This is a genomic window from Pseudomonas sp. 21615526 (genome assembly GCF_013386245.1).
Taxonomy (GTDB): Bacteria; Pseudomonadota; Gammaproteobacteria; order Pseudomonadales; family Pseudomonadaceae; genus Aquipseudomonas.
Genome location: NZ_JACAOM010000050.1, coordinates 38669 through 63794 on the forward strand (window position 1 = coordinate 38669; position 25126 = coordinate 63794).

General features: G+C 60.8%; 24 protein-coding genes. 13 read left to right on the plus strand and 11 right to left on the minus strand.

Annotated features, from left to right (window positions below):
- Window positions 1-3 precede the first annotated feature (3 nt).
- The 5 genes from HX786_RS15615 to HX786_RS15635 all read left to right on the plus strand — a co-directional run bounded on the left by HX786_RS15615 (window position 4) and on the right by HX786_RS15635 (window position 4754).
- Entirely contained in the window at window positions 4-1536 is a 1533-nt protein-coding gene (locus tag HX786_RS15615; RefSeq protein WP_003214971.1) for an inactive transglutaminase family protein, read from the plus strand.
- Window positions 1536-2522 (plus strand): alpha-L-glutamate ligase-like protein, encoded by a 987-nt coding sequence (locus tag HX786_RS15620; RefSeq protein ID WP_003214969.1) that lies wholly within the window; start codon window positions 1536-1538, stop codon window positions 2520-2522. Before HX786_RS15615 ends, HX786_RS15620 begins: the two co-directional genes overlap by 1 nt.
- A gap of 5 nt (window positions 2523-2527) precedes the next feature.
- The gene (gene pabB, locus HX786_RS15625; protein ID WP_178912310.1) at window positions 2528-3868 is read left to right on the plus strand and encodes an aminodeoxychorismate synthase component I; all 1341 of its coding nucleotides are present in this window, start codon (window positions 2528-2530) and stop codon (window positions 3866-3868) included.
- 227 nt (window positions 3869-4095) lie between these two features.
- Window positions 4096-4398 carry a type II toxin-antitoxin system HigB family toxin gene (locus HX786_RS15630; RefSeq protein WP_003214964.1) on the plus strand — a complete coding sequence of 101 codons (303 nt, stop codon included), beginning with the start codon at window positions 4096-4098 and terminating at the stop codon, window positions 4396-4398.
- Window positions 4398-4754 carry a type II toxin-antitoxin system HigA family antitoxin gene (locus tag HX786_RS15635; protein ID WP_177080139.1) on the plus strand — a complete coding sequence of 119 codons (357 nt, stop codon included), beginning with the start codon at window positions 4398-4400 and terminating at the stop codon, window positions 4752-4754. Before HX786_RS15630 ends, HX786_RS15635 begins: the two co-directional genes overlap by 1 nt.
- A 115-nt stretch (window positions 4755-4869) precedes the next feature.
- Here the strand turns inward: HX786_RS15635 and thrH are convergent, their stop codons facing one another.
- On the minus strand, window positions 4870-5487 hold the full coding sequence (gene thrH, locus HX786_RS15640) for a bifunctional phosphoserine phosphatase/homoserine phosphotransferase ThrH (RefSeq protein WP_010176441.1): 618 nt from the start codon (window positions 5485-5487) through the stop codon (window positions 4870-4872).
- A gap of 152 nt (window positions 5488-5639) precedes the next feature.
- Between thrH and HX786_RS15645 the strand changes: the two genes are divergently transcribed.
- The 3 genes from HX786_RS15645 to HX786_RS15655 all read left to right on the plus strand — a co-directional run bounded on the left by HX786_RS15645 (window position 5640) and on the right by HX786_RS15655 (window position 8998).
- Window positions 5640-6374 carry a phosphoadenylyl-sulfate reductase gene (locus tag HX786_RS15645; RefSeq protein WP_003214958.1) on the plus strand — a complete coding sequence of 245 codons (735 nt, stop codon included), beginning with the start codon at window positions 5640-5642 and terminating at the stop codon, window positions 6372-6374.
- A gap of 352 nt (window positions 6375-6726) precedes the next feature.
- Window positions 6727-8256, plus strand: coding sequence for an NCS1 family nucleobase:cation symporter-1 (locus tag HX786_RS15650; protein ID WP_008432689.1), 1530 nt, complete (start codon window positions 6727-6729; stop codon window positions 8254-8256).
- Window positions 8257-8269: 13 nt separating this feature from the next.
- Complete coding sequence (locus tag HX786_RS15655) at window positions 8270-8998, plus strand: aspartate/glutamate racemase family protein (protein WP_003214954.1); 729 nt, start codon at window positions 8270-8272, stop codon at window positions 8996-8998.
- Between the two features lie 118 nt (window positions 8999-9116).
- Here HX786_RS15655 and HX786_RS15660 read toward each other — a convergent pair whose 3' ends face one another.
- Window positions 9117-10040, minus strand: a complete 924-nt coding sequence (locus HX786_RS15660) for a LysR family transcriptional regulator (RefSeq protein ID WP_102605104.1) — start codon at window positions 10038-10040, stop codon at window positions 9117-9119.
- Window positions 10041-10154: 114 nt separating this feature from the next.
- Here HX786_RS15660 and HX786_RS15665 point away from each other — a divergent pair, with 114 nt between their 5' ends.
- Together HX786_RS15665 and HX786_RS15670 are read left to right on the plus strand one after the other, a co-directional pair.
- Window positions 10155-10901, plus strand: coding sequence for a 3-oxoacyl-ACP reductase family protein (locus HX786_RS15665; protein WP_178912311.1), 747 nt, complete (start codon window positions 10155-10157; stop codon window positions 10899-10901).
- 120 nt (window positions 10902-11021) lie between these two features.
- Window positions 11022-14492, plus strand: a complete 3471-nt coding sequence (locus tag HX786_RS15670) for a PAS domain-containing hybrid sensor histidine kinase/response regulator (protein ID WP_003214948.1) — start codon at window positions 11022-11024, stop codon at window positions 14490-14492.
- Between the two features lie 102 nt (window positions 14493-14594).
- On the opposite strand, the gene rmuC is transcribed toward HX786_RS15670, so the two are convergent.
- Window positions 14595-15959, minus strand: a complete 1365-nt coding sequence (rmuC, locus tag HX786_RS15675; RefSeq protein WP_173883039.1) for a DNA recombination protein RmuC — start codon at window positions 15957-15959, stop codon at window positions 14595-14597.
- A 175-nt stretch (window positions 15960-16134) separates the two neighbouring features.
- Entirely contained in the window at window positions 16135-16458 is a 324-nt protein-coding gene (locus HX786_RS15680; RefSeq protein WP_023659092.1) for a sel1 repeat family protein, read from the minus strand.
- 846 nt (window positions 16459-17304) lie between these two features.
- Between HX786_RS15680 and HX786_RS15685 the strand changes: the two genes are divergently transcribed.
- The 3 genes from HX786_RS15685 (at window position 17305) to HX786_RS15695 (ending at window position 19713) form a co-directional block, all read left to right on the plus strand.
- Window positions 17305-17529, plus strand: a complete 225-nt coding sequence (locus HX786_RS15685) for a hypothetical protein (protein ID WP_003214941.1) — start codon at window positions 17305-17307, stop codon at window positions 17527-17529.
- A 265-nt stretch (window positions 17530-17794) separates the two neighbouring features.
- Window positions 17795-18277: a hypothetical protein gene (locus HX786_RS15690; protein ID WP_177036358.1), complete on the plus strand. Its 483-nt coding sequence runs from the start codon at window positions 17795-17797 to the stop codon at window positions 18275-18277.
- Window positions 18278-18423: 146 nt separating this feature from the next.
- The gene (locus HX786_RS15695) at window positions 18424-19713 is read left to right on the plus strand and encodes an OmpP1/FadL family transporter (protein WP_177008960.1); all 1290 of its coding nucleotides are present in this window, start codon (window positions 18424-18426) and stop codon (window positions 19711-19713) included.
- A 65-nt stretch (window positions 19714-19778) separates the two neighbouring features.
- Here the strand turns inward: HX786_RS15695 and HX786_RS15700 are convergent, their stop codons facing one another.
- From HX786_RS15700 to cobU, 7 genes are all read right to left on the minus strand, one after another.
- A complete protein-coding gene (locus HX786_RS15700; protein WP_008432697.1) occupies window positions 19779-20330 on the minus strand; it encodes a glutathione peroxidase in 552 nt (183 codons plus the stop codon).
- Between the two features lie 150 nt (window positions 20331-20480).
- Window positions 20481-21680: an MFS transporter gene (locus tag HX786_RS15705; protein ID WP_161635735.1), complete on the minus strand. Its 1200-nt coding sequence runs from the start codon at window positions 21678-21680 to the stop codon at window positions 20481-20483.
- A gap of 62 nt (window positions 21681-21742) precedes the next feature.
- Window positions 21743-22147, minus strand: a complete 405-nt coding sequence (locus HX786_RS15710; protein WP_003214925.1) for a MarR family winged helix-turn-helix transcriptional regulator — start codon at window positions 22145-22147, stop codon at window positions 21743-21745.
- Window positions 22148-22189: 42 nt separating this feature from the next.
- On the minus strand, window positions 22190-22918 hold the full coding sequence (locus tag HX786_RS15715) for an adenosylcobinamide-GDP ribazoletransferase (RefSeq protein WP_003214923.1): 729 nt from the start codon (window positions 22916-22918) through the stop codon (window positions 22190-22192).
- A 2-nt stretch (window positions 22919-22920) separates the two neighbouring features.
- The gene (gene cobC, locus HX786_RS15720) at window positions 22921-23496 is read right to left on the minus strand and encodes an alpha-ribazole phosphatase family protein (RefSeq protein ID WP_102368349.1); all 576 of its coding nucleotides are present in this window, start codon (window positions 23494-23496) and stop codon (window positions 22921-22923) included.
- The gene (gene cobT, locus HX786_RS15725) at window positions 23493-24548 is read right to left on the minus strand and encodes a nicotinate-nucleotide--dimethylbenzimidazole phosphoribosyltransferase (protein ID WP_178912312.1); all 1056 of its coding nucleotides are present in this window, start codon (window positions 24546-24548) and stop codon (window positions 23493-23495) included. The genes cobC and cobT overlap by 4 nt, the downstream gene beginning before the upstream one ends.
- Window positions 24545-25066, minus strand: coding sequence for a bifunctional adenosylcobinamide kinase/adenosylcobinamide-phosphate guanylyltransferase (cobU, locus tag HX786_RS15730; protein WP_102605108.1), 522 nt, complete (start codon window positions 25064-25066; stop codon window positions 24545-24547). The genes cobT and cobU overlap by 4 nt, the downstream gene beginning before the upstream one ends.
- Window positions 25067-25126: the final 60 nt, after the last annotated feature.

A 25126-nucleotide genomic window follows, 5' to 3' on the forward strand; every position in this document is an offset into this window, starting at 1 on the left:
TGAATGCGCTCTCTTAATCTGCACCTGAAAATCCTGATCGCCGTTTTGGTGGTCTTGGGCATTTCGGTCACCGCCTATCAGATTTTCGTGCTGGGGATTCCCGTCACCGAGGACGCCACCGACGACCTGTGGAACATCGACGCCAAGGTCGAGTTCGTCGCCAGCGCCAAGGACCCGGTGAAAATCCAGATGTTCGTGCCGCCCCTGAGCCGCGACTTCGTCAGCCTGAATGAAAGCTTTATCTCGAATAACTACGGCGTCAGCGTCAATCGCCTCGACGGCAACCGCAAGGTCACCTGGTCGGCACGCCGGGCCAAGGGCAACCAGACCCTCTACTACCGCCTGGTGCTGACCAAGCGTTACAGCGGTGAAAAGGTCAAGGTCAAGGGCCCGACCTTCCGCGACAGCATCGCCGTCGAAGGCCCGGAAAAAATCGCCGCCGAAGCCCTGCTGGCGCCGATCCGCCAGCACTCGGCCGACGTCGAGACCTTTATCAGCGAAGCCATCAAGCGCACCAACAACCTCAACGACGACAACGTGAAGCTGCTGCTGGCGGGCGACCCGTCGACGCCGCACAAGGCCAAGATCGTCGAGTTGCTGCTGTCCATCGCCCATGTGCCGGTGGAAAAGGTTCACACCATCCGCCTGGTGGCCGACCAGCCGCAAACCCCGGAACTCTGGCTGCGCAGTTTCAATGGCAACGACTGGCTGTACTTCAACCCCGACACCGGCGAACAAGGGCTGCCAGCCGACCGCCTGCTGTGGTGGACCGGTGATGAAAACCTGATCACTGTCGACGGCGGCAAGAAGGCCATGGTGACCTTCAGCCTCAACAACAGCGAAATGAACGCGATTCGCCTGGCCAAGCTGACGGACGAAAACACCGACGCCAACTTCCTCGAATACTCGCTGTACGGCCTGCCGCTGCAAACCCAGCAGACCTTCATGATCATGGTGATGATCCCGATTGGCGTGCTGGTGATCCTGATCCTGCGCAACCTGATCGGCCTGCAGACCCTTGGCACGTTTACCCCGGTGCTGATTGCCCTGGCGTTCCGAGAGACACAGCTGGGCTTCGGGATTGTGCTGTTCACCATTATTACGGCGCTGGGGCTGTCGCTTCGGTCTTACCTGGAACACTTGAAGCTGCAGATGCTGCCGAGGCTCTCGGTGGTGCTGACCTTCGTGGTGGTGCTGATCGCCGCCATCAGTCTGTTCAGCCACAAGCTCGGCCTGGAACGCGGGCTGTCGGTGGCACTGTTCCCGATGGTGATCCTGACCATGACCATCGAACGCCTGTCGATCACCTGGGAAGAACGCGGTGGCGGCCATGCGATGAAAGTCGCGATCGGCACGCTGTTCGCCGCTTCCCTGGCGCACATCATCATGAGCGTGCCGGAACTGATCTACTTCGTGTTCACCTTCCCGGCGATCCTGTTGATCCTGGTGGGCTTCATGCTGGCCATGGGTCGTTATCGCGGCTACCGCCTGACCGAACTGGTGCGTTTCAAGGCCTTCCTCAAGGCTGACTCGTAATGTTCGGCTTCTGGAAGACCTGGAAGGCCCTGGAAGCGCGGGGGATCATGGGCATCAACCGGCGAAATGCCGACTACGTGCTCAAGTACAACAAGCGCAGCCTGTATCCGATCGTCGATGACAAGATCATCACCAAGGAACGGGCCATGGCCGCCGGCATCCACGTGCCGGAAATGTACGGGGTCATTTCCACCGAGAAGGAAATCGACAAGCTCGACGAGATCATCGGCGGGCGCAGCGACTTCGTGATCAAGCCGGCCCAGGGCGCCGGTGGTGACGGTATCCTGGTGATCGCCGACCGTTTTGAAGGGCGCTACCGGACCGTCTCCGGCAAGATCATCAGCCATGAAGAAATCGAGCATCAGATTTCCAGCATCCTCACCGGCCTGTATTCCCTCGGCGGCCACCGTGACCGCGCGCTGATCGAATACCGGGTGGTGCCTGACCAGATCTTCAAAAGCATCAGCTACGAAGGCGTACCGGACATCCGCATCATTGTGCTGATGGGTTACCCGGTGATGGCCATGCTGCGCTTGCCCACCCGCCAGTCCGGCGGCAAGGCCAACCTGCACCAGGGCGCGATTGGCGTGGGTGTCGACCTCGCCACCGGCCTGACCCTGCGCGGCACCTGGCTGAACAACATCATCACCAAGCACCCCGACACCACCAATGCGGTGGACGGCGTGCAACTGCCCAACTGGGACGGTTTCATGAAGCTCGCCGCCGGCTGCTACGAACTGTGCGGCCTGGGCTATATCGGCGTGGACATGGTGCTGGACCAGGAAAAGGGTCCGTTGATCCTTGAACTTAACGCTCGCCCGGGGCTGAACATCCAGATTGCCAACGACTGCGGCCTGACCTTGCGCACCCATGCCGTGGAGGCTCGACTGGAAGAGCTGAAGGCGGCGGGCGTAACGGAAACACCGGAGGAACGGGTTAAGTTTGTGCAGGAAATGTTTGGGCATATTCCGGCGGTCGAGGGATAAACCCAGTGACCTGCTCCGTACACCCGCTGCCCTACCGGGCCAACCCTGCCGAATACTTTGCAGCAATCCGCCATGCGCCCGGCGCGGTGCTGCTGGACAGTGGCCGACCGGCGGCCGAGCGCGGCCGTTATGACCTGCTGAGCGCCTGGCCCGAGACGACCCTGGCGGTACTGCCCGACGAAAGCGGCAGTGATTTCCTGCAGCGCCTGCGGGAAAACCTGACGTTGCTGGGTGAAGCCACGATCCCCGCGCCCTACGAACTGCCGTTTGCCGGCGGCCTCATCGGCTACCTGAGCTACGACTTCGGTCGTCATCTTGAGCACCTGCCGCACGTGGCGGTGGACGACCTGCACCTGCCGGATGCACGCTTTGGCCTGTACGCCTGGGCCTTGATCAGCGATCACCAGGCGCAGACCAGCCAACTGGTGTTCCACCCCAAACTGGCGGAAAGCGAACGGCAACGCCTGATTACCTTGTTCGGTCAGCCGACCATCAGCGCATCGGCCACCTTCAAGCTGCAAGGCCCAATGGCCCCGGACGTGACCGCCGACACCTACCAGCACGCCCTCGCCCGTATCCAGGACTACATCCAGGCCGGTGACTGCTACCAGGTCAACTTTGCCCAACGTTTCCGTGCTCCGTGCAGTGGCGATCCGTGGGTGGCCTACTGCGCCTTGCGCGAAGCCTGCCCAACACCGTTTTCCGGGTTCCAAAGCTTGCCGGATGATGGCGCGGTATTGAGTTTATCGCCGGAGCGCTTCGTCAAAATCAGCCAGCGCCAGGTGGAAACCCGCCCGATCAAGGGCACCCGGCCAAGGGGTGCGACGCCTGAGGAAGATGCAGCCAACGCCGCTGAATTGCTGGCCAGCCCCAAGGATCGTGCCGAAAACCTGATGATCGTCGACCTGCTGCGCAACGACCTGGGCCGCACCTGCCGCACCGGCTCGGTGAGGGTCCCGGAGTTGTTCAGCCTGGAAAGCTATCCAAATGTGCATCATCTGGTGAGCAGCGTGACCGGCGAATTGGCCGACGATAAAGACGCCCTCGACCTGATCGCCGGCAGCTTCCCCGGCGGCTCCATCACCGGCGCACCGAAGATTCGCGCGATGCAGATCATCGACGAGCTGGAGCCGACCCGGCGCGGGTTGTATTGCGGTTCGCTGGTGTATCTGGACGTGCGCGGCGAGATGGACAGCTCCATCGCCATTCGCAGCCTGTTGGTCAAGGATGGTCAGGTGTGCTGCTGGGGCGGCGGCGGGATTGTCGCGGACTCGGAGTGGCAGGCGGAGTATCAGGAGTCGATGACCAAGGTGCGGGTGTTGTTACAAACCTTGGAAAGCCTGTAGCACGCAGCCCTCCCTGGCTCTGCGACGCGGAGCCAGGCAGCGGAAAAGACCTGAATCAGTACCGAAGTAGACGGGGTCGAAGCCGGAGGATAGCGTCCGGTTTCAACCGTCCACCAGCCGTCTGTGAAGGATCACATGAAACGACTGCCTACTTGTCAGGAAAGATTTCCGAGATTGCATCTGCCCTCAACCGCACCTATCATCTCCCAAATTGGGAGGTTGCAGCGATGCGGATAATCGCTCTGTCTGCCCTACGAATATTCTGGGAAAACCACCCTGGTTGCATGGATGCCAAAACGCCGCTGGTCGAGCTGTATCGCCATATGGAAAAAGCTGTTTACCCAACCCCTCAGGCCCTCAAGGCAGAGCTAAGGACAGCGAGCATTCTCAAAGGGGGCAGGGTTGTGTTCAACATAGGCGGCAACAAGTATCGAGTGATCATGGCGATCAATTATCAGCGACAGCTTGCGTTCATTCGCTTCGTGGGGACCCACGCGCAATACGATCAGATCAATGCGGAGACCGTGTGATGAACATCAAACCCATTCATTCCCAGGAAGACCTGACCGCTGCGCTCGCGCGCGTCGAACAGCTATGGGAAGCGGAAATCGGCTCGCCCGAGGGTGACGAGCTGGAAATTCTCGCGATACTTATCGAAAAGTACGAAGCGGAGCATTTCCCAATGCCGCCTTCGGATCCCGTCGAAGCGATTAAATTTCGAATGGAGCAACTAGGCCTGACCGCCCGTGACCTAGAGCCTTTCATAGGTCCGAGCGGGCGGGTTTCCGAAGTGTTGAATCATAAGCGCAAGCTGAGCTTGTCGATGATCAAACGCCTGCATAAAGGCTTGCGCATTCCTTATGAGAGTTTGCTGGCAGGGGTCTAGGCAGTGCAGTGGCTGGACCGGCCCCATCGCGGGAAAGCCCGGCTCCCACATGGGAGCGCGGTCAACATGTGGGAGCTGGCTTGCCTGCGATGAGGCGTCAGCCACACCCAATAACTTACAGGCTCAACTGCCGATTCGACGCCTTGATGAACTCTTTCTTCAAGTCCTCAAACGTATGCACCGCCGGGAACTGCGGGAACTCGCGAATCACGTTCTCCGGCGCGTGGAACAGAATCCCACGGTCGGCCTCACCCAGCATGGTGGTGTCGTTGTAGGAATCACCAGCGGCAATCACGCGGTAGTACAGGGTTTTGAAGGCCAGCACCGACTGACGCTTGGGATCTTTCTGACGCAGCTGGTAGCTCACCACCCGGTCATTTTCGTCGGTGATCAACCGGTGGCACAGCAAGGTCGGAAAACCCAGTTGGCGCATCAGCGGCTGGGAGAACTCATAGAAGGTGTCAGACAGGATCACCACCTGGAAGCGCTCGCGCAGCCAATTGACGAACTCGATGGCGCCGTCCAGCGGCTTGAGGGTGGCGATCACTTCCTGGATGTCCGAGAGCTTCAGCCCATGCTCATCAAGAATGCGCAGGCGCTGTTTCATCAGCACGTCGTAGTCGGGGATGTCCCGGGTGGTGGCCCGCAAGGATTCAATACCGGTTTTTTCGGCGAAGGCGATCCAGATTTCCGGAACCAGCACCCCTTCCAGGTCGAGACAGGCAATTTCCACAAGACACTCCCATTTAAAGTTATTGAGTTGAGCGAGCAAAAGGACTGCCGAACTCTAGCGATTCACGCTGGCCGCCGCAACGCAGGCGGGATTTTGTTACCATCGCCCCCCTATAGAGCGCTCAGCGCCACTGACCTGTAGGAACCGTCCTGATGAACCAAGCCTTCGACGTCGCTGAACTCGCCGCGACTTACGCCAACAAATCCGCCCAGGACATTCTCAAGCTGGCCTTCAGCCAGTTTGGCGACGACCTGTGGATCTCTTTCAGCGGTGCCGAGGACGTGGTGCTGGTAGACATGGCCTGGAAGCTGAACAAGAACGTCAAGGTGTTCAGCCTCGACACCGGTCGCCTGCACCCGGAGACCTACCGGTTTATCGAGCAGGTGCGTGAGTTCTACAAGATCGACATCGAACTGATCTCGCCGGACCAGAGCAAGCTGGAACCCTTCGTCAAGGAAAAGGGCCTGTTCAGTTTCTACAAGGACGGCCATGGCGAGTGCTGTGGCGTGCGCAAGATCGAACCGCTGCGCCGCAAGCTGTCCGGTGTGAGCGCCTGGGCCACCGGCCAGCGCCGCGACCAGAGCCCCGGCACCCGCAGCCAGGTGGCCGCGTTGGAAATCGATACGGCTTTTTCCACCCCGGAACGCACCCTGTACAAGTTCAACCCGCTGGCGCAGATGACCAGTGAGGAAGTATGGGGTTACATCCGCATGCTGGAGTTGCCGTACAACAGCCTGCACGAGCGCGGTTTTATCAGCATCGGCTGTGAGCCGTGCACCCGTCCGGTACTGCCGAACCAGCACGAACGCGAAGGCCGTTGGTGGTGGGAAGAAGCAACCCAAAAAGAATGCGGGTTGCACGCCGGGAACATCATCAGCAAGGCGTAACGCCTGAGCCAGAATCCTGTACACAGAAATGTCACCATCGGTGCCATTTTTGTGTGCACTTATAAGATCCTGCACCGAAAAGTTACATCCTCCCTCGTCACACCTCTTCTAAAATCCCCGCCCCTCTCTGCGCTACAAAATAAATAGCTGTTCAAACGGTCAATTTATATCGCTTTAAATTCAGCCGGTTATTTCCAATCACGCTAAAAACCAAATCGCCGTGTATTTCACCCGGCGAAAATCTGGCACGCATGTGGCTTAAGGCAAAACACACTTTGTATACAATTAATAAAAAAGATACATACACTTTGACATCAGCCGCTCTCCTGCTGATGTCCAGGAGCCTGCCGGAATGCGTACAAGTCTCTCCAATAACATCGCACTGGATCTGCCCTCCTCCACCCTGAACCCCGAGGCCACGAGCCCCGGCCCGTTGGTCCTCAGCCCGCGCCTGCACAACAAGGACCTGGCGCCTACCAAGGCCGAAGGCCGGCGCTGGGGCCGCTACAGCATCTTTGCCTTGTGGACCAACGATGTGCACAACATCGCCAACTACTCCTTCGCCATCGGCCTGTATGCGCTGGGCCTGGGTGGCTGGCAGATTCTGCTGTCCCTGGGGATCGGCGCGGCGCTGGTGTACTTCTTCATGAACCTGTCGGGCTATATGGGGCAGAAGACCGGCGTACCGTTTCCAGTGATCAGCCGTATCAGTTTTGGCATCCATGGTGCGCAGATCCCGGCACTGATTCGTGCGGTGATCGCGATTGCCTGGTTCGGGATACAGACCTACCTGGCCTCGGTGGTTTTCCGCGTGCTGTTGACGGCGGTTCACCCAGGTTTTGCCGACTACGACCACAACTCGATCCTCGGCCTGTCCACCCTGGGCTGGGCGTGTTTTGTGGCGATCTGGTTTGTGCAGCTCGCCATCCTCGCCTATGGGATGGAGATGGTGCGCCGCTATGAAGCCTTCGCCGGGCCGGTGATTCTGCTGACAGTAGCGTCCCTGGCCGGCTGGATGTATTTCCAGGCCGGCGGCCAGATCGCCTGGTCGATCCGCGAGCCGCTGACCGGTGGTGAGATGTGGCGCAATATCTTTGCCGGCGGCGCGCTGTGGCTGGCGATCTACGGCACGCTGATCCTGAATTTCTGCGACTTCGCCCGCTCCTCGCCGTGCCGCAAGACCATCAAGGTCGGCAACTTCTGGGGCCTGCCGGTGAATATCCTGGTGTTCGCGGCCATCACCGTGCTGCTGTGCGGCGGGCAGTTCCACCTCAATGGCCGGGTGATCGAGAGCCCCACGGAAATCATTGCGGCGATACCCAACACATTCTTCCTGGTGCTGGGCTGCCTGGCGTTCCTGATTGTGACCGTGGCGGTGAATATCATGGCCAACTTCGTCGCGCCGGCCTTTGTGCTGAGCAACCTGGCGCCCAAGTACCTGAACTTCCGCCGCGCCGGGCTGATCAGCGCCACCGTGGCGGTGCTGATCCTGCCGTGGAACCTCTACAACAGCCCGCTGGTGATCGTGTATTTCCTCTCGGGGCTGGGCGCTCTGCTGGGGCCGTTGTACGGGGTGATCATGGTCGACTACTGGTTGATCCGTAAAAGCCAGGTGGACGTGCCGCAGTTGTATAGCGAAGACCCGAATGGCGCTTATTACTACAGCCGCGGGATCAATTTGCGCGCCGTGGCGGCCTTCATTCCTGCCGCGGTGATCGCCATTCTCCTGGCCCTGCTGCCCGGTTTCGCCCTCGTCTCGCCCTTCTCCTGGCTGATTGGCGCCGGTATTGCAGGGCTGCTGTACCTGCTGTTCGCCAAGCGCCAGCCGTACTACGCCGATGTGAGCGGCGAAAGCATTGCAGTCGATAACGTCAGTCATTAAGTAAGGACATTCCATGCGCATCCTTGTGGTCAACGTCAACACCACCGAGTCCATCACCGAGGCCATCGCCAAACAGGCACGGGCGGTGGCGTCCCCCGGCACCGAGATCGTCGGCCTGACTCCGTTTTTCGGTGCCGAATCGGTGGAAGGCAATTTCGAAAGCTACCTGGCGGCCATCGCGGTGATGGACCGGGTGATGGCCTACGACCAGCCGTTCGATGCGGTGATTCAGGCGGGTTACGGCGAACATGGCCGCGAAGGCTTGCAGGAGTTGCTCAACGTGCCGGTGGTGGACATCACCGAAGCGGCCGCCAGCACCGCGATGTTCCTCGGACATGCCTACTCCGTGGTGACGACTCTGGACCGCACCGTGCCGCTGATCGAGGACCGGCTGAAACTGGCCGGCTTATATCAGCGGTGCGCGTCGGTACGGGCCAGCGGCATGGCGGTATTGGAACTGGAGGAAGACCCGCTGCGGGCCATGGAGGCCATCGTGCGCCAGGCTGAATTGGCGATCAGCGAAGACAAGGCCGAAGTGATCTGCCTGGGCTGCGGCGGCATGGCCGGGCTGGATGAGCAGATTCGCTACCGCACGGGTGTGCCGGTGGTGGACGGTGTGACCTCGGCTGTCACCATTGCCGAAGGCCTGGTGCGGTTGGGACTGTCGACCTCGAAGATCCGCACGTATGCGACGCCGAGGCCGAAGAAAGTGATCGGCTGGCCCGGAAAGTTCGGACATTGAAGATCCAAAATGTGGGAGCGGGCTTGCTCGCGAAAGCGGTGGATCAGTCGATGCATGTGGTGACTGTCACACCGCCTTCGCGAGCAAGCCCGCTCCCACACTTTGATCCCCACAAGGATCAAATGGCGCTGAACCGCCGCCCCAACTCGCGTTCGACAAACTGCTCCAGGATGAAATCCACAAACGCCCGGGTCTTGCCGGGCAGCAGCTTGTGTTCGGCGTAGTACAGCGAGATGTTGCCGTCGTCGACATACCAGTCGGGCAGCACTCGCACCAGTTGGCCGCTGTCCAGATACGGCACCGCCATCGGCATGCTGACCAGCGCAATCCCCAGGCCCTGGGCACTGGCGCAGCAGGCAGCGCCCGAGTCGCTCATGGTCATGCGCGGCTTGAGCACCAGCGGGCGTTGTTCGCGCGTGCGGTGGGTGAGTTGCCACGAACGCACGCGCCCGGTTTGCGGTGAGCGGATCAGGATGCCGTTGCACACAGACAAGTCCTCGGGCGCGACCACCGGCTTGCGTTTGGCGAGGTATTCCGGTGAGGCCAGCAGGATCCGGTGCGCCGGCGCCAGCTTGCGCGCGACCACGCCCTGGGGCAGCTCAAAACCACCGCCGATCGCGGCATCGAAGCCCTGGCCGATCAGGTCCACCTGGCGGTTATCAAAATGCCAGTCGGGGTTGATATCAGGAAAGCGCTTTAGAAACTCCCCCAGCAACGGCACCACATAACGGTTGCCGAACACCGTGCCCATGCTCACTTTCAGCGTGCCCACTGGCCGCCCTTCGGCACTGGCCAGGTTAGCCACGGCGTTTTGAATGGTGGTGAGGCTGCCGCTGACTTCTTCGAGGAAGAGCTTGCCGGCCTCAGTCAGCGTCAGGCGCCGGGTACTGCGCTGGAACAGCCTTACACCCAGGCGCGCCTCCAGCTTGGCCACACTTTTGCCCACGGCCGCCGGGGTCAGGCTCAGGTGCCGGGCAGCTTCGGCAAAACTGCCGCCTTCGGCGCTGCGCACGAAGCATTCGATACTGCCAAAGCTTTCCATATCGCCCCACTCTAAACTTTTGGTTTACACAGACTATAGCAATCACGGTCTACCGAGGACGCCACACGAGGTCGATACTCGACTCCAACCTCAACACACCTTTTGGAGAACGACATGACCATACAAAACCTCAGCGGCAAAGTCGCCTTGATCCAGGGCGGTTCCCGCGGTATCGGCGCCGCCATCGTCAAGCGCCTGGCCGCACAGGGCGCTGCCGTCGCCTTTACCTACGTCAGTTCGGCTGCCAAGGCTGAAGAGTTGCAGAACAGCGTGATCAGCCAAGGCGGCAAAGCCCTGGCGATTCATGCCGACAGCGCCGACGCAGACGCCATCCGCAGCGCCGTCAACGCCACCGTCGAAGCGTTCGGGCGCCTGGATATCCTGGTCAACAACGCAGGCGTGCTGGCCGTCGGCCCGCTGGAAGATTTCAAGCTGGAAGACTTCGACCGCACCCTCGCCATCAACGTACGCAGCGTATTTGTCGCCACCCAGGAAGCCGCGCGGCACATGGGCGAAGGTGGCCGCATCATCAACATCGGCAGCACCAATGCCGATCGCATGCCGTTTGCCGGTGGCGGCCCGTACGCCATGAGCAAATCGGCGCTGGTCGGCCTGACCAAAGGCCTGGCCCGCGACCTGGGCCCACGGGGCATCACCATCAATAACGTGCAGCCAGGCCCGGTGGACACCGACATGAACCCGGCAAGCGGTGATTTCGCCGAAAGCCTGATCGGCTTCATGGCCGTGGGCCGTTATGGCCATGTAGAAGAGATCGCCAGTTTCGTCGCCTATCTGGCAGGCCCTGAGGCCGGCTACATCACCGGCGCCAGCCTGACCATCGACGGTGGTTTCGGCGCCTGAACCAACGCTGCGACATCACACCACGCTCCGACCTTGGTCGACACTGACTAACGCCAAGCATCATGCGAGACTGTTCGCCCGGGCCGGGAATGCCCGGGCGTTCTTATGTCTGGAGTTCTCATGACGCTGTCCAGCGGGCTGATCGCCGCCGTTGCCCTGGCCTATATGGCCATTATGTTTGCCATCGCCTTTTACGGTGACCGTCGCCATGCGCCGCTGCCGCCGCGGATGCGTGCCTGGGTGTATAGCCTGTCGCTGGCGGTGTATTGCACCAGCTGGACATTCTTTGGTGCCGTAGGCCAGGCGGCCGAACAGTTGTGGGCGTTTTTACCGATCTACCTGGGACCGGTGCTGCTGTTGGTGCTCGCGCCGTGGGTCCTGCAGAAGATGGTGCTGATCAGCAAGCAGGAAAACATCACCTCCATCGCCGACTTTATCGCCGCCCGTTACGGCAAATCCCAATCCCTGGCGGTAGTGGTGGCGCTGATCTGTCTGGTGGGCGTCCTGCCTTATATAGCCTTGCAACTCAAAGGCATCGTGCTGGGGGTGAACCTGCTGATCGGCGCCAGCGCCGACACCACGGGCACCCGCTCCCAGGACACGGCGCTGATCGTGTCGCTGGTATTGGCGTTGTTCACCATTGTGTTCGGTACCCGCAACCTGGACGCCACGGAACACCACCGCGGCATGGTGCTGGCGATTGCCTTTGAATCGTTGGTCAAGCTGTTCGCGTTTCTCGCCGTCGGTGCGTTTGTGACCTACGGCCTGTACGACGGTTTCGACGATTTGTTCAGCCAGGCGATGCTCGCGCCACGGCTGGAGGAATACTGGAAAGAGACCGTCAACTGGCCCTCGATGGTGGTGCAGACCGGCGTCGCGATGATGGCGATCATCTGCCTGCCCCGGCAATTCCATGTCACCGTGGTGGAAAATATCGACCCCCAGGACCTGCGCCTGGCCAAGTGGGTATTCCCGGCCTATTTGATCCTGGCCGCCCTGTTTGTGATCCCGATTGCCCTCGGCGGGAAGATGCTGCTGCCGGGCTCGGTATTGCCGGATTCCTACGTGATCAGCCTGCCGTTGGCCGAAGCCCATCCGGCGCTCGCCGTGCTGGCGTTTATCGGCGGCGCCTCGGCGGCTACGGGCATGGTGATCGTCGCGAGCATCGCCCTGTCGACCATGGTCTCCAACGACATGCTGCTGCCCTGGCTGCTGCGCCGTTCCAGTGCCGAGCGGCCGTTCGAAGTGTTCCGTCACTGGATGCTGTCGGTACGCCGGGTGAGCATTGTCATCATCCTGCTGCTGGCTTACGTCAGTTACCGGCTGCTGGGGTCCTCCGCCAGCCTTGCAACCATTGGCCAGATTGCGTTCGCCGCCGTGACCCAGCTGGCACCGGCGATGCTGGGTGCGCTGTACTGGAAACAGGCCAACCGGCGCGGCGTGTTTGCCGGATTGGCGGCGGGTACGTTCCTGTGGTTCTACACCTTGGTCCTGCCGGTCACCGCGAAAAGTCTGGGCTGGTCGTTCAGCCTTTTCCCGGGCATGACGTGGCTGCATTCGCACCCGCTGGGCTTGTCTGTAACTTCTCTGACGCTGGGCACCGTATTTTCCCTGGCGGGTAACTTCACGTTGTTCGTGTGGGTCTCGATGCTGTCCCGCACGCGCGTGTCGGAACATTGGCAGGCCGGGCGTTTTATCGGCCAGGAAATCAGCCAGCGGGCCAGCGCTCGCTCGATGCTTTCGGTGCAGATCAACGACTTGCTCAGTCTGGCAGCGCGGTTTGTCGGTGAAGAACGGGCTCACCAGAGTTTTGTGCGCTTCGCCTATCGCCAAGGCAAAGGGTTTAACCCCAACCAGAACGCCGACAATGACTGGATTGCCCACACCGAACGCCTGTTGGCCGGCGTGCTCGGTGCGTCGTCGACCCGGGCGGTGGTGAAAGCCGCCATTGAAGGCCGGGAAATGCAGTTGGAGGACGTAGTTCGCATCGCCGACGAAGCGTCGGAAGTACTGCAGTTCAACCGGGCACTGCTGCAAGGCGCCATCGAAAACATCACCCAGGGCATCAGCGTGGTCGACCAGTCCCTACGGCTGGTGGCGTGGAACCGGCGGTACCTGGAGCTGTTCAATTACCCCGAAGGCCTGATCAGTGTGGGCCGGCCGATAGCCGACATCATTCGCTACAACGCCGAGCGCGGGCTGTGCGGCCCGGGCGAGGCCGAAGTGCACGTGGCGCGCCGCCTGCACTGGATGCGCCAGGGCCGTGCGCATACCTCCGAGCGGCTGTTTCCCAATGGCCGGGTGATCGAACTGATCGGCAACCCGATGCCGGGTGGCGGGTTTGTGATGAGCTTCACCGACATCACCGCGTTCCGCGAAGCCGAGCAGGCGTTGACCGAGGCCAATGAAGGCCTGGAACAGCGGGTGACCGAGCGAACCCACGAACTGTCGCAACTCAACGTCGCGCTGACCGATGCCAAGGGCGTGGCCGAGACCGCCAGCCAGTCGAAAACCCGGTTCCTCGCAGCGGTCAGTCACGACTTGATGCAACCGTTGAACGCCGCAAGATTGTTCTCTGCTGCCCTCTCCCATCAGAACGACGGCATGTCGCCAGATGCCCGGCAGTTGGTGCAGCATCTGGACAGCTCGTTGCGTTCGGCGGAAGACCTGATCAGCGACCTGCTGGATATTTCCCGCCTGGAAAACGGCAAGATCAATCCGCAGCGCCAGCCCTTCGTGCTCAATGAACTGTTCGATACGCTGGGCGCCGAGTTCAAGGCGCTGGCTCAGGAGCAGGGTTTGCGCTTCCGCCTGCGGGGCAGTCGTTTGCGGGTGGACAGCGACATCAAGTTGCTGCGGCGGGTGTTGCAGAATTTCCTCACCAACGCATTCCGGTACGCCGACGGGCCGGTGCTATTGGGTGTGCGGCGCCGTCGCGGCGAGTTGTGCCTGGAAGTGTGGGACCGTGGTCCCGGGATTCCCCAGGACAAGCAAAAAGTCATCTTCGAGGAATTCAAACGCCTGGACAGTCACCAGACCCGTGCCGAGAAAGGCCTGGGACTGGGCCTGGCGATTGCCGATGGCCTGTGCCGCGTGCTCGGGCACCGCCTGAGCGTGCGTTCATGGCCGGGCAAAGGCAGCGTGTTCAGCGTGCGTGTGCCGTTGGCGCGCACTCAGGTCAGCGCGCCTGCCAAGCCGGCGCAGGAAAGCGGCCAGCCGTTGAGCGGTGCGCAGGTGCTGTGTGTGGATAACGAAGAAAGCATCCTGATCGGCATGCGCAGTTTGCTCACGCGCTGGGGCTGTGAAGTCTGGACCGCCCGCGACCAGGCGCAATGTGCCGCGTTGCTGGCCGAGGGTGTGCGGCCGCAACTGGCCCTGGTGGATTACCACCTCGACCACGGCGAGACCGGCACCGAGTTGATGGGCTGGCTGCGGGCACAACTGGCAGAGCCGATTCCGGGTGTGGTGATCAGTGCCGACGGGCGGCCGGAGATGGTGGCCCAGGTGCATGCGGCAGGGTTGGATTACCTGGCCAAGCCGGTGAAGCCGGCGGCGTTGCGGGCCTTGTTGAGCCGGCACCTGCCGCTTTAGCCCATGTGGGAGCTGGCTTGCCTGCGATGGCATCGCCTCGGTGTATCTGGAGGAACGAGGTGTCTGCATCGCAGGCAAGCCAGCTCCCACAGAGACCGGTGACTATTCTGGCAACTGCGCCACGCCGTCTTCATCGGTCATCGCCCGTTCCAGCAAGTCGGCCGGCAGGCTTTTGCTGGCGCGGGCGCCGAGCAGCTTCAGTTGCTCGGTACGGCTCACCAGGTTTCCGCGTCCGTCGGTCAGCTTGTTGCGCGCCGCACTGTAGGCTTTATCCAGCTGCTGCAGGCGGTTGCCTACCTCGTCCAGGTCCTGGATAAACAGCACGAACTTGTCGTACAGCCAACCGGCGCGCTCGGCAATTTCCCGGGCGTTCTGGCTTTGCCGTTCCTGTTTCCACAGGCTGTCGATCACCCGCAAGGTGGCCAACAACGTGGTCGGGCTGACAATCACGATGTTGCGGTCGAAGGCTTCCTGGAACAGGTTCGGCTCGGCTTGAAGCGCCGCCGAAAATGCGGCTTCAATGGGCACGAACAGCAGCACGAAATCCAGGCTGTGCAGGCCTTCCAGACGTTTGTAGTCCTTGCCGGCCAGGCCTTTGACGTGGTTGCGCAAGGACAGTACGTGCTGCTTGAGGGCTGCCTGGCCGATCGCCTGGTCGTCCTCCGCGACGTACTGTTGATAGGCGGTCAGGCTGACCTTGGAGTCCACCACTACCTGCTTGTCCCCCGGCAGCATGATCAACACGTCGGGCTGGAAGCGTTCGCCGTCCGGGCCCTTGAGGTTGACCTGGGTCTGGTACTCGCGGCCCTTTTCCAGACCGGCATGTTCCAGCACCCGCTCCAGGATCAGCTCGCCCCAGTTGCCCTGGGTTTTCTGGCCCTTGAGGGCGCGTGTCAGGTTGGTGGCTTCATCGGACAGGCGCAGGTTCAGCTGTTGCAGGCGCTCCAGCTCCTTGGCCAGGGAGAACCGCTCGCGGGCTTCGCTCTGGTAGCTTTCTTCGACGCGCTTTTCGAACGACTGGATGCGCTCCTTGAGCGGGTCGAGCAATTGGCCGAGGCGCTGCTGGCTGGTTTCGGCGAAGCGTTGCTCGCGCTCGTCGAAGATCTTCCCGGCGAGTTCAGCGAACTGCGCGCGCAGCTCATCACGGGAACCTTGCAGGTCACTGAGGCGTTGCTGATGGCTTTCCTGTTGCTCGCGAAGTTCGGCGCGCAGGGACGCGGACAAGGCATCCAGGCGGCGCAGTTCGGCTTCTTTGGCGGAACGGTCGAGGTTCCAGGCGTGGGCGGCGTCGCGGGCGTTGTCACGGTCGATCTGCAGCAGTTCGACTTCCCGGCGCACGGCGGCCAGATCAGCCTGTTTGGCAGCGTTGGCCTGGCTCAGGTCGCTGATTTCGTCACGGCTGGCGTCCAACTGCGCGGCGAGCCCTTCCTGGGCCAGTTGCGCGGTGGCCAGGCGCTCTTCGAGCAATTCCCAGCCGGCCATTCGCGCGCTCAGTCGGCGCTGAATCTGCCAGCACAGGCCCAACAGCGGCAATCCAGCAGCGGCGAGACCCAGCACAACACTGGTCCAGTCAAAAGCCATAGCGATTCCTGCCGTCACCCGAAAAGAAGAAGGTTAACCAAGCCAGCGCATTGAGGACAGCTCAGTCTTCGATCTGGCCCAGTTCACGCTGGGCGATGCGGTCGCCGGCGCGGGCGGCCTGGCGCAGCAGTTCGTGGCCGATACGGCGGTCGCGGGCATTGCCGCACTCGCGGCACATCAACTGGCCCAGACGGCTTTGCGCCACCACCACGCCAGCACGAGCCGGTTGCTTGAGCAAATGCCCTGCAAAATGTTTGACGTTGGGGCTGTGGCCCAGGCGCGGGCTGTCGAGCAACCACAAGGCAACTTTCAGGGAAAAACGCTTGGGTGCGGTAACAACCTGAGGGCTGTCGGTAACAGAAGGTGATACTGAGCGAAACTTCATAAAGCACTGTGGGACAGAACGGAAGGCGCGCCACTCTACTCTTTTTTTCGTACAGGTAAAGCTGAAAAAAGCCTGCACGCCCGTTCTAGAGCAAGCGCTTGGGACAATCCACAGAAGCTGTGGATAACTCAGTGGACAACCGTTCTGTAAGTCCCGCAAAGGCCCATGGAACGGGGGCCGCAGTCAAACTGACGATTTTTTCACCAATAAAAAAAAGCTCGATTTTTCATTGACTTAAATTTTAGTTGCAGGCACCCGGGCGCTTTGCGGGGCGTATGTCAGTTCAGTTACACAGGGCGCCACCAATGTGCACAACTACCCACTCGCCGGTTATATCAACCGCGTTTTTTGCTCAGGCAGCGGCTAAGGAATGTTACCGCAGGCCCAGGACCCGAAAAGTTTTTTGCCTATCACACTTCCTTTCATCGTTTCAATCCGTTACTATCCGCGGCGTTAGTACCAAGCTGAAAGTCAATTCTGGTCGAACAACTCCCTCACGGCACCGCCGACAAAAAGGGATCGACCACCTCGATGGTTTCCAGGTATCACTTGCGACGACACGGCCTTTGAACAATGCAAAGGGTGTCGCGAAGTTTCCATACTCTGTCCGAACCAACCTGCAAATTGATCAGGATCTTCACCCCGGGCCCAGAACCTTTGCCCCTGTTGTGTTGCCTGCCCTCCTAAGTACCTACCTGCCAGCCCAAGCGCGCCAACTTAATAGCGCTTCAAACTGGCTGCTTTGTTCCAGTCGGGTTCTTCGTTCGATCAATGGTGATCAACGTCACTGGAACGTTTTAACGTTGCACGGTTCTTAACCGTGTCATTTGTAGGAACACCAATAATATGTCCACTCAAATCCACACTCAGGATGCCATTCGCACCCTCACCAACGCTTTTGCACCAATGAACTGCCTGATCATGGCCGCTCGCAAAGGCTGCTTCAGCTTTACCCTGGTCAACGAACACGGCATCGCTCGTCACAGCGAACGCCTGTACCCCGATCAATACTCCAGCGCAGAACCGCTGCAGGCCGTGATCGATCGTACTCGCCAGGCACTGGTTGCCTGATCGACCCGAATCGCTGAAACACAAAAACCCCGGTTAAAACCCGGGGTTTTTTATTGCCTGAAATTCAGGCGCGCTAAGTTTAAATTGATATAAACGATATAACTAAATGATGAAAATATTTTAAAAACAGTCCTTTACATCGTAAATATGACACTACACTTCAACTCAAGCGGCATGATCCGCTTCCGGCGGACCTGAGATCCGATTCACCGCTGCCAAGCCCTCGCTCAGGTATCGCCGATTAATTTCATGGATTGAGGCATTTATGGGCATCGCCGCCAGCGAATTGTGTCGTTATGTGATCCGGCCCACCCTGCTTTACCTGGGTCGCCATAACCAGACGGCTGAATCCCTGCTGCTGGGCATCGCCGCCAGCCAGTCGGCACTCGGTTCAGCCCTGCACGACCGCCGCGGCCACGGCCTCTACAGCATCACCGAGCCGCGTCATCGCGCGCTGTGGGATAACTACCTGGCGCTGGACCCCGAGCGCGCCAGCCTGGTACGCGGACTCGCCAGCCAGCATGCCTTCCTCAGCGGGCCGCAGCTTGAGCTGACGGTCAACCTGCGTTACGCCACCGCCATCGCCTGGCTGCTGGTGGAACAACACCGCCCACACCTGCCACCGGCCGACGACGTATTGGCGATGGCGCGTATCTGGAAAGAAATATTTCACCCTCAAGGCCGGCTCCGGGATTTCACCCAGGCCTGGCAAACCTGTGTTTCACCCATGAATCACGTCGCCTGTTGACCGGGCGATTTGCAAGATTCGGCTAAAAACGTTGATTTTGGTCGGATTGTCCTACAAAACCGCTCTATCTCCTGTGTTTGAGCCTATAGCGCAAACATAAATTTATTGTTACTTTCCGCAGCGGTGATCACCACGGAGTTCTAATAATGAAAAAAGTAATGCTCAAGACGACACTTAGCCTCGCCGTTGCAATGGCATCCTCCCACGTGTTCGCGAGCGGCTTCGCCCTCAACGAACAAGACGTTGCCGGGATGGGTACCGGTTTTGCGGGACGTTCTTCATCTGCCGAAAACGCAAGCACTGTTTATGGCAACCCTGCCGGTATGGCTCGCCTTGAAGGCCAGCAAGTTACAGGTGGTGTTGCAGCGATTGATGCTTCCACCAACATCAAAGATGTCAGTGGTCGCTCCAGCGGTAGCAATAAAGGCGACATGGTCCCTTTCACTGCCGTTCCTTTCGGTTTCTACACCAATAAACTCAATGAGCAATGGGCTGTCGGTTTCGGCGTCTATGCACCCTTTGGCCTGGTGACTGACTACGAAAGCGGCTTCCAGGGCAAAGCATTCGGCAGTAAGAGCGAAGTGAAGGTCATTACCTTCCAGCCAACCGTCAGCTATGCCTTCAACGACCGGGTGTCGATTGGTTTTGGTCCGACTATCAACCGTATCGCCGGTACGCTTGAGTCCGATATCAACCTGCCAATCGCCGGGACCGGCTCCAACAACGTCAAGATCAAGGGTGATGACACCGCACTCGGCTTCAATGCCGGCCTGCTGGTACAAGCCACTGACACCACTCGAGTGGGTCTGACCTATCACTCGAAAGTGAAGTACAAGCTCGAAGGCCATACCGAAGTGACCAAGGGGGCCAACGTTCCCGCCAGTCTCTTGAACAACGGTCGTTACGACGCTTCGTTGAAGATCGACACCCCTGAATCCTGGGATCTGTCTGTTACTCAAGACCTGAGCGACGCCTGGAAACTCTATGCGGGCGCAACATGGACTCGCTGGAGCCGCCTGAAAGACATCACCGTCAATAACGAAGGCGTATCGGCCGCCGCAGGCAGTGGCGCTCTGGCTCCGCAAATTGTCGGCACCATCAAGGAAGACCAGAACTGGCACGACACCTGGGCCTACGCCCTGGGTACTTCGTACCGCGTGACCAAGCAGGTGGTACTGCGTACCGGCCTGACGTTCGACCAGTCGCCGACCAACAACACTGATCGCTCGCCTCGCATCCCTACCGGTGACCGGACGATCTTCAGTCTCGGCCTGGGCTACGACGTCATGCCGAACATGACCGTCGACCTGGCTTACTCCTACCTCAAGGAAGAACCTGTCAAAGTTGCACGCGCTAACGCACTGGGCCAGTCCTACAATGCCAAGTACGAAAACAGCGCCAACGGTTTCGGCCTGGGCGTGACGTACAAGTTCTGATGTAAAGCGGCACAAAAAAGCCCCGCACTCTTGCAAAAGAGGCGGGGCTTTTTAGTGGGCGGTGATCAGGGTTTGGAGGCCAACGCGTCTTCCACCGCCTTGACCAGGTCCGGGCTATCCGGCTTGGTCAGGCTGGAGAAGTTGGCGATCACCTTGCCCTGGCGGTCCACCACGTACTTGTAGAAATTCCACTTCGGCGCACTGCTCTGCTGCGCCAGGATCTTGAACAGATGCACCGCGTCCGGGCCCTTGACCTTCTGTGGTTCGGTCATGGTGAAGGTCACGCCGTAATTAACGTAACAAACCTTGGCAGTTTCCTCCCCGGTCTTGGCTTCCTGCTTGAAGTCATCGGACGGCACGCCAATCACTTCCAGCCCCTGGCCCTTGTAGCGCTGGTACAACGCTTCAAGCCCTTTGAACTGCGGCGCAAACCCGCAGAAGCTGGCGGTGTTGACGATCAGCAGCGGCTTGCCGGCAAAGCGCTGGCACAGGTCGATGGATTCCTTGGCGCGCAGCTTGGGCAACTGGCCTTCAAGCAACGGCGGGCAATCGGCAGCCATGGCGACACCGCCAAAAGCCACCATCAGAGCGGGTACTGCGAACCAGCGCATCTGCATGTGAGGTGTCCTTGAAAAGTCTCAGACACAGAACTTAACAGATCGCCATGCCCAACTGCATCAATGCCAGGCCGCCCTGTTGCCAGCCCCACCACGCCAGCAGCAGCAAGAGTCCTGCTCCTGCTGCGCCGAGCCAATGCCAGGCCGAATTCATGCCACCCCCATTTGCGCCTGCAAACGTGCCACCGGGCGCTCGCGCACCGGCCAGTTCAGCGCCGCTGCCACCAGGCTCAGGACGATTGCCACCTGCCAGATCAAATCGTAGCTGCCGGTTCGATCATAGACCACCCCGCCCAACCAGCCGCCGAGGAACGAGCCCAGTTGATGGAACAGGAACACGATCCCACCGAGCATGGAAAGGTTTCTGACACCAAACAAGGTCGCGACCGTGCCGTTGGTCAGTGGCACCGTGGACAGCCACAGGAAGCCCATCGCCATGCCGAACAGGTAGGCGCTGGTCTGCGTCACCGGCGCCCACAGGAAGATCACAATCACCACCGCCCGCAGCAGGTACAAACCGGTCAACAAACGGGGTTTGGACATGCGCCCGCCGAGCCATCCGGCGGTATAGGTGCCAAAGATATTGAACAGGCCGATCAATGCCAGCACGGTCGTCCCCACCGAGGCCGGCAAGTGCTGGTCCACCAGGTACGACGGCAAGTGCACGCCGATAAACACCACCTGGAAACCGCAGACAAAAAAGCCGAACGCCAGCAGCCAGAACCCTGAATGGGAGCAGGCCTCACCCAAGGCTTCGCGCAAGGTCTGCTGGCCAGCCACCGCAGGCAACGGTCGGTCCTTGAGCATGGTCACCAACGGCACGATCAGCGCCACCATCAGGCCCAGCACCAGCAACGCGGCGGACCAGCCAAGCCAGCCGATCAAACCGAGGGTGCCCGGCAACATGGCGAACTGGCCGAACGAGCCGGCGGCGCTGGCGATACCCATGGCCATGCTGCGTTTTTCCGGCGCCACGGCACGCCCCACGACGCCGAGGATCACCGAGAACGAGGTGCCCGACAGGCCAATGCCGATCAGCAACCCGGCACTCAGGGACAGCGACCACGCCGAATCCGAAAGGCCCATGAACACCAGGCCCAGCGCGTAAAGCACACCACCGATCATCACCACCTTGGCGGCGCCGAAGCGGTCGGCCAGGGCGCCGGTAAATGGCTGTGCCAGGCCCCAGATCAGGTTTTGCAGGGCGATGGCAAAGGCAAAGGTTTCACGACCCCAGCCGAATTCGGCACTCATGGGCGCCAGGAACAGGCCGAAGCCATGTCGCACGCCGAGGGACAACGCGAGGATCAGCGCACTCCCCACAAGAATCCAGCCGCTGGTGCGCCACATCGAGGTCATTTCTTATTCTCCGTTCGCGGGTATATACCCGCTTATCATCGAACAAACTCGCGTCAAGCGAGTTCATCCAGCAAGGCCAACAGGGTTTCGCGCTTTTCGGCGCCCAACTTATCAATCAATTTCTGCTGCGCCGCTTCCCAGGCCGGCAATGCGGCGGCGAGCCGTTCGATACCCGCCTCGGTCAGCAAGACCAGGCGGTTGCGCAAGTCATCGCCCTCCACCAACTGCACCAGGCCCTCGCCTTCCAGCACCCGCAGGTTGCGCCCCAGCGTGCTGCGATCCAGGCCCATGGCGTCGGCCAGGCTGGAAATGCTCGGTTGATCGAGGCGCTGCAGATTACACAGTAAAGAATACTGGGCAACGTTGATCCCGAAGCCGTCGAGAGCGCCGTCGTAATGCCTGCTGACGCCACGAGCGGCGCGACGCAGGTTTGTGCATAAACATTGGGAGGCAAGCATGGAGCGTGTATATACCCGGGATTAATGAAATGCAAGAAAGTGTTACAGCACCAGACTGATCAACACCGCCACTTCCAGCAGCTCCAACAGCGCGCCGGCGGTGTCGCCGGTGGTGCCGCCGAGGCGATTGACCATCAATTGGCGCAAGCCGATAAAACAAAGGGCAGCCACCAGCACGGCAATCCCGCCACTGAAACCGCCGATCAAGATACACGCCAGGCCGCTGAGGATCAGCACCTGTTGGCCGACGATCCGTGGCAAATGATCCGCCAGGGCCTGCCCCAGACCACCGGCGCGCACATAGCGCGTGGTGAGAAACAGCGCCAGCATTGAAGCGCGGCCAATCAACGGTGCGAGGATCAGCGCGGCGCCGTTGTGCTGCTCGATCAATGCCACCAGCGCGGTGAATTTGAGCAGCAACACCAGGCCCAGGGTGACCACCGCGATCGGGCCGCTGCGCGGGTCTTTCATGATGGTCAGGGTGCGCTCGCGGTCACCGAAGCCACCGAGCCAGGCGTCGGCGCTGTCGGCCAGGCCGTCCAGGTGCAGGCCGCCACTGAGCAGCACCCATGCGGTCAACAGCAGCGCGGCGTGCAGCAGCAATGGCGCGCCCATCAACACGGCGTTCAAGCCCCACAGCAGTAGCCCGAACAGCAGCCCCACCACCGGATAAAACAGCAACGAACGCCCCAGTTCCTGGGGCTGCGGCATGCCCGGCAAGCGAATCGGCAGGCTGCTGAGAAACTGCAAGGCGATCCAGAACGGCAACATGCTCAGCGTCCTTCCCTTAATACGCCATCCGCCTCGACCTGCAGGCTGAACAGGCCACCATGGCCGACTTCGACATTCAACAGTTGCTCACGCGGCAGGCCTCGCGCCTGGGCCAGCAGCAAACGCATGACTCCACCATGGCTGATCAGCAGCACTCGCTGGCCGGCATAAGCTTGATACAAGCGGCCGACAGCCCCCAAAACACGCGCGGAAAACTGTGAAACCGGCTCGCCCTGCGGCGGCGTGAAACTGTAGGGATCAGCCCAGAACAGGCCCAGCGCGTCGGCGTCGGTTTCCATCAAGGCTGCAGCGCTCTGCCCTTCCCAGGCGCCGAAGTGCAGTTCCTGCAGATCCTTTTCGAGGGTGACCGGCAGGTTCAGGCGCGTGCCCAACTCCTCGGCAAACCGCGCACAACGTTGCAGCGGCGAACTGACCAGACGCTCCCAAGGGCCCTGCGCCACCACCGCCTCACGCATCTGCTCCCAGCCCTTGGCCGTGAGCGCATCGTCCAGGCTGCCGCGCAAGCCGCCGCCCAGTTCGGTTTCGCCGTGGCGCAGCAGGTCCAGGCGCAAAGTCATGCCGGGCGATCCGCTACGGCTGCTTCGGCGAAGGTCGCCATCTGCCCGTGCAGCGCGCAGGCCAGGCGCAGCAACGGCACGGCGAGCGCGGCGCCACTGCCTTCGCCCAGGCGCAGCCCGAGTTCCAGCAACGGCTCGGCGTTGAGGCTTTGCAGCACGTGACGATGGCCGGGCTCGGCACCGCGGTGGCCGAACAGCAGCCATTCACGACAGCCGGGGTTCAGGCGCGTCGCGACCAAGGCGGCGACGGTGCATATAAAACCGTCCACCAGCACCACGACACCTTCTTGGGCACAGGCCAGATAGGCACCGACCAGTGCGGCAATCTCAAAGCCGCCGAGGTTGAACAGGGTTTTCAGTGCGTCGTCGCGGTCGCCCGTGTGCAGTGCAAGGGCGCGCTCGATGACGGCGACCTTATGGCTGACACCCTGGGCGTTCAGGCCGGTGCCGGGGCCGGTCAGGTCGCTGACCTGGCAATCCAGCAGCGCGCAGGCCAGGGCACTGGCGGCGGTGGTGTTGCCGATGCCCATTTCGCCACCGATAAACAGTTGCGCACCGCTGGTGATAGCGCGGTGCACGCTGTCGCGGCCGGCTTGCAGGGCAAGTTGGCCCTGGGCTTCGGTCATTGCCGGGCCGTTGACGAAGTTGGCGGTACCGAGACCGATATTCAGGTGGCGGACGCCCGGCAGGTTCAACGTCGGGGTGATGGTGCCGAGGTCGACCACTTCCAGCTTGGCGTCGAGTTGGCGCGCAAGCACGCTGATGGCGGCGCCACCGGTGACGAAGTTGTGAAGCATCTGGCCGGTGACTTCCTGGGGGAAGGCGGAGACACCTTCGGCGACGACGCCGTGGTCGCCGGCGAAGATCGCGATCCACAGGTGGTCGACGCTGGGTTTGACCTGGCCCTGGAGGCCGGCCAGTTGGACGGCCACGGCTTCCAGCCGGCCGAGGGAGCCGGCGGGCTTGGTCAGTTGCTGCTGGCGGGCCAGGGCTTGTTCGTGGGCTTGGGTGTCGATCGTTTTGCAGGGGTTGAGCCACCAGGTGTCGGTCATAACGCAGTACCTTTCAAAGTCAGGGGCAGGCCGGCGACGGTCAGGACAACGCGCTGACAACGTTCGGCCAAGGCTTGATGCAGCCAACCGGCTTCATCGACATAGCGGCGAGTCAATTCGCCCAGCGGGACGACACCCATTCCGGTCTCGTTGCTGACAAAAATGATTTCTCCCGGGAGGGTGGCCAGGGTTTGTAGCAGGGCCTCGCGCTCGTGGTTGAGACGGTCGGGGTCTTCGAGCATCAGCAGGTTGGTGAGCCATAAGGTCAGGCAGTCGACCAGCAGGCAATGGTTCGGGGTGGCGTTTTCCTTGAGGACACGGGCCAGTTCGACGGGCTCTTCGATCAGGCCCCATTCGGATGGGCGGCGTTCGCGGTGGTGGGCGACGCGTGCGGTCATTTCGCCGTCCAGGGGTTGGCTGGTCGCTATGTAGGTGACGCTTAGGCCGCTGTCGGTGGCGAGTTTTTCAGCCAGGCGGCTTTTGCCGGAGCGGGCGCCGCCGAGGATCAACTGGAGCATGGGGTGTGCCTCTGTTTTTGACGGTGTGTATATCCGTTATTTCGGTAACGGCGGCTTATG

What these genes read in the sequence shown, in the direction of transcription:
- HX786_RS15615 (WP_003214971.1), top strand. Translation starts at nt 4, where the DNA reads ATGCGCTCTCTTAATCTGCACCTGAAAATCCTGATCGCCGTTTTGGTG.
- HX786_RS15680 (WP_023659092.1), bottom strand. Translation starts at nt 16,458, where the DNA reads ATGAAGTTTCGCTCAGTATCACCTTCTGTTACCGACAGCCCTCAGGTT.
- HX786_RS15685 (WP_003214941.1), top strand. Translation starts at nt 17,305, where the DNA reads ATGTCCACTCAAATCCACACTCAGGATGCCATTCGCACCCTCACCAAC.
- cobC (WP_102368349.1), bottom strand. Translation starts at nt 23,496, where the DNA reads ATGACTTTGCGCCTGGACCTGCTGCGCCACGGCGAAACCGAACTGGGC.
- HX786_RS15710 (WP_003214925.1), bottom strand. Translation starts at nt 22,147, where the DNA reads ATGCTTGCCTCCCAATGTTTATGCACAAACCTGCGTCGCGCCGCTCGT.
- HX786_RS15620 (WP_003214969.1), top strand. Translation starts at nt 1,536, where the DNA reads ATGTTCGGCTTCTGGAAGACCTGGAAGGCCCTGGAAGCGCGGGGGATC.
- HX786_RS15660 (WP_102605104.1), bottom strand. Translation starts at nt 10,040, where the DNA reads ATGGAAAGCTTTGGCAGTATCGAATGCTTCGTGCGCAGCGCCGAAGGC.
- HX786_RS15695 (WP_177008960.1), top strand. Translation starts at nt 18,424, where the DNA reads ATGAAAAAAGTAATGCTCAAGACGACACTTAGCCTCGCCGTTGCAATG.
- HX786_RS15690 (WP_177036358.1), top strand. Translation starts at nt 17,795, where the DNA reads ATGGGCATCGCCGCCAGCGAATTGTGTCGTTATGTGATCCGGCCCACC.
- HX786_RS15630 (WP_003214964.1), top strand. Translation starts at nt 4,096, where the DNA reads ATGCGGATAATCGCTCTGTCTGCCCTACGAATATTCTGGGAAAACCAC.
- HX786_RS15655 (WP_003214954.1), top strand. Translation starts at nt 8,270, where the DNA reads ATGCGCATCCTTGTGGTCAACGTCAACACCACCGAGTCCATCACCGAG.
- HX786_RS15665 (WP_178912311.1), top strand. Translation starts at nt 10,155, where the DNA reads ATGACCATACAAAACCTCAGCGGCAAAGTCGCCTTGATCCAGGGCGGT.
- HX786_RS15650 (WP_008432689.1), top strand. Translation starts at nt 6,727, where the DNA reads ATGCGTACAAGTCTCTCCAATAACATCGCACTGGATCTGCCCTCCTCC.
- HX786_RS15715 (WP_003214923.1), bottom strand. Translation starts at nt 22,918, where the DNA reads ATGTTGCCGTTCTGGATCGCCTTGCAGTTTCTCAGCAGCCTGCCGATT.
- HX786_RS15645 (WP_003214958.1), top strand. Translation starts at nt 5,640, where the DNA reads ATGAACCAAGCCTTCGACGTCGCTGAACTCGCCGCGACTTACGCCAAC.
- HX786_RS15670 (WP_003214948.1), top strand. Translation starts at nt 11,022, where the DNA reads ATGACGCTGTCCAGCGGGCTGATCGCCGCCGTTGCCCTGGCCTATATG.
- HX786_RS15635 (WP_177080139.1), top strand. Translation starts at nt 4,398, where the DNA reads ATGAACATCAAACCCATTCATTCCCAGGAAGACCTGACCGCTGCGCTC.
- HX786_RS15705 (WP_161635735.1), bottom strand. Translation starts at nt 21,680, where the DNA reads ATGTGGCGCACCAGCGGCTGGATTCTTGTGGGGAGTGCGCTGATCCTC.
- cobU (WP_102605108.1), bottom strand. Translation starts at nt 25,066, where the DNA reads ATGCTCCAGTTGATCCTCGGCGGCGCCCGCTCCGGCAAAAGCCGCCTG.
- cobT (WP_178912312.1), bottom strand. Translation starts at nt 24,548, where the DNA reads ATGACCGACACCTGGTGGCTCAACCCCTGCAAAACGATCGACACCCAA.
- HX786_RS15700 (WP_008432697.1), bottom strand. Translation starts at nt 20,330, where the DNA reads ATGCAGATGCGCTGGTTCGCAGTACCCGCTCTGATGGTGGCTTTTGGC.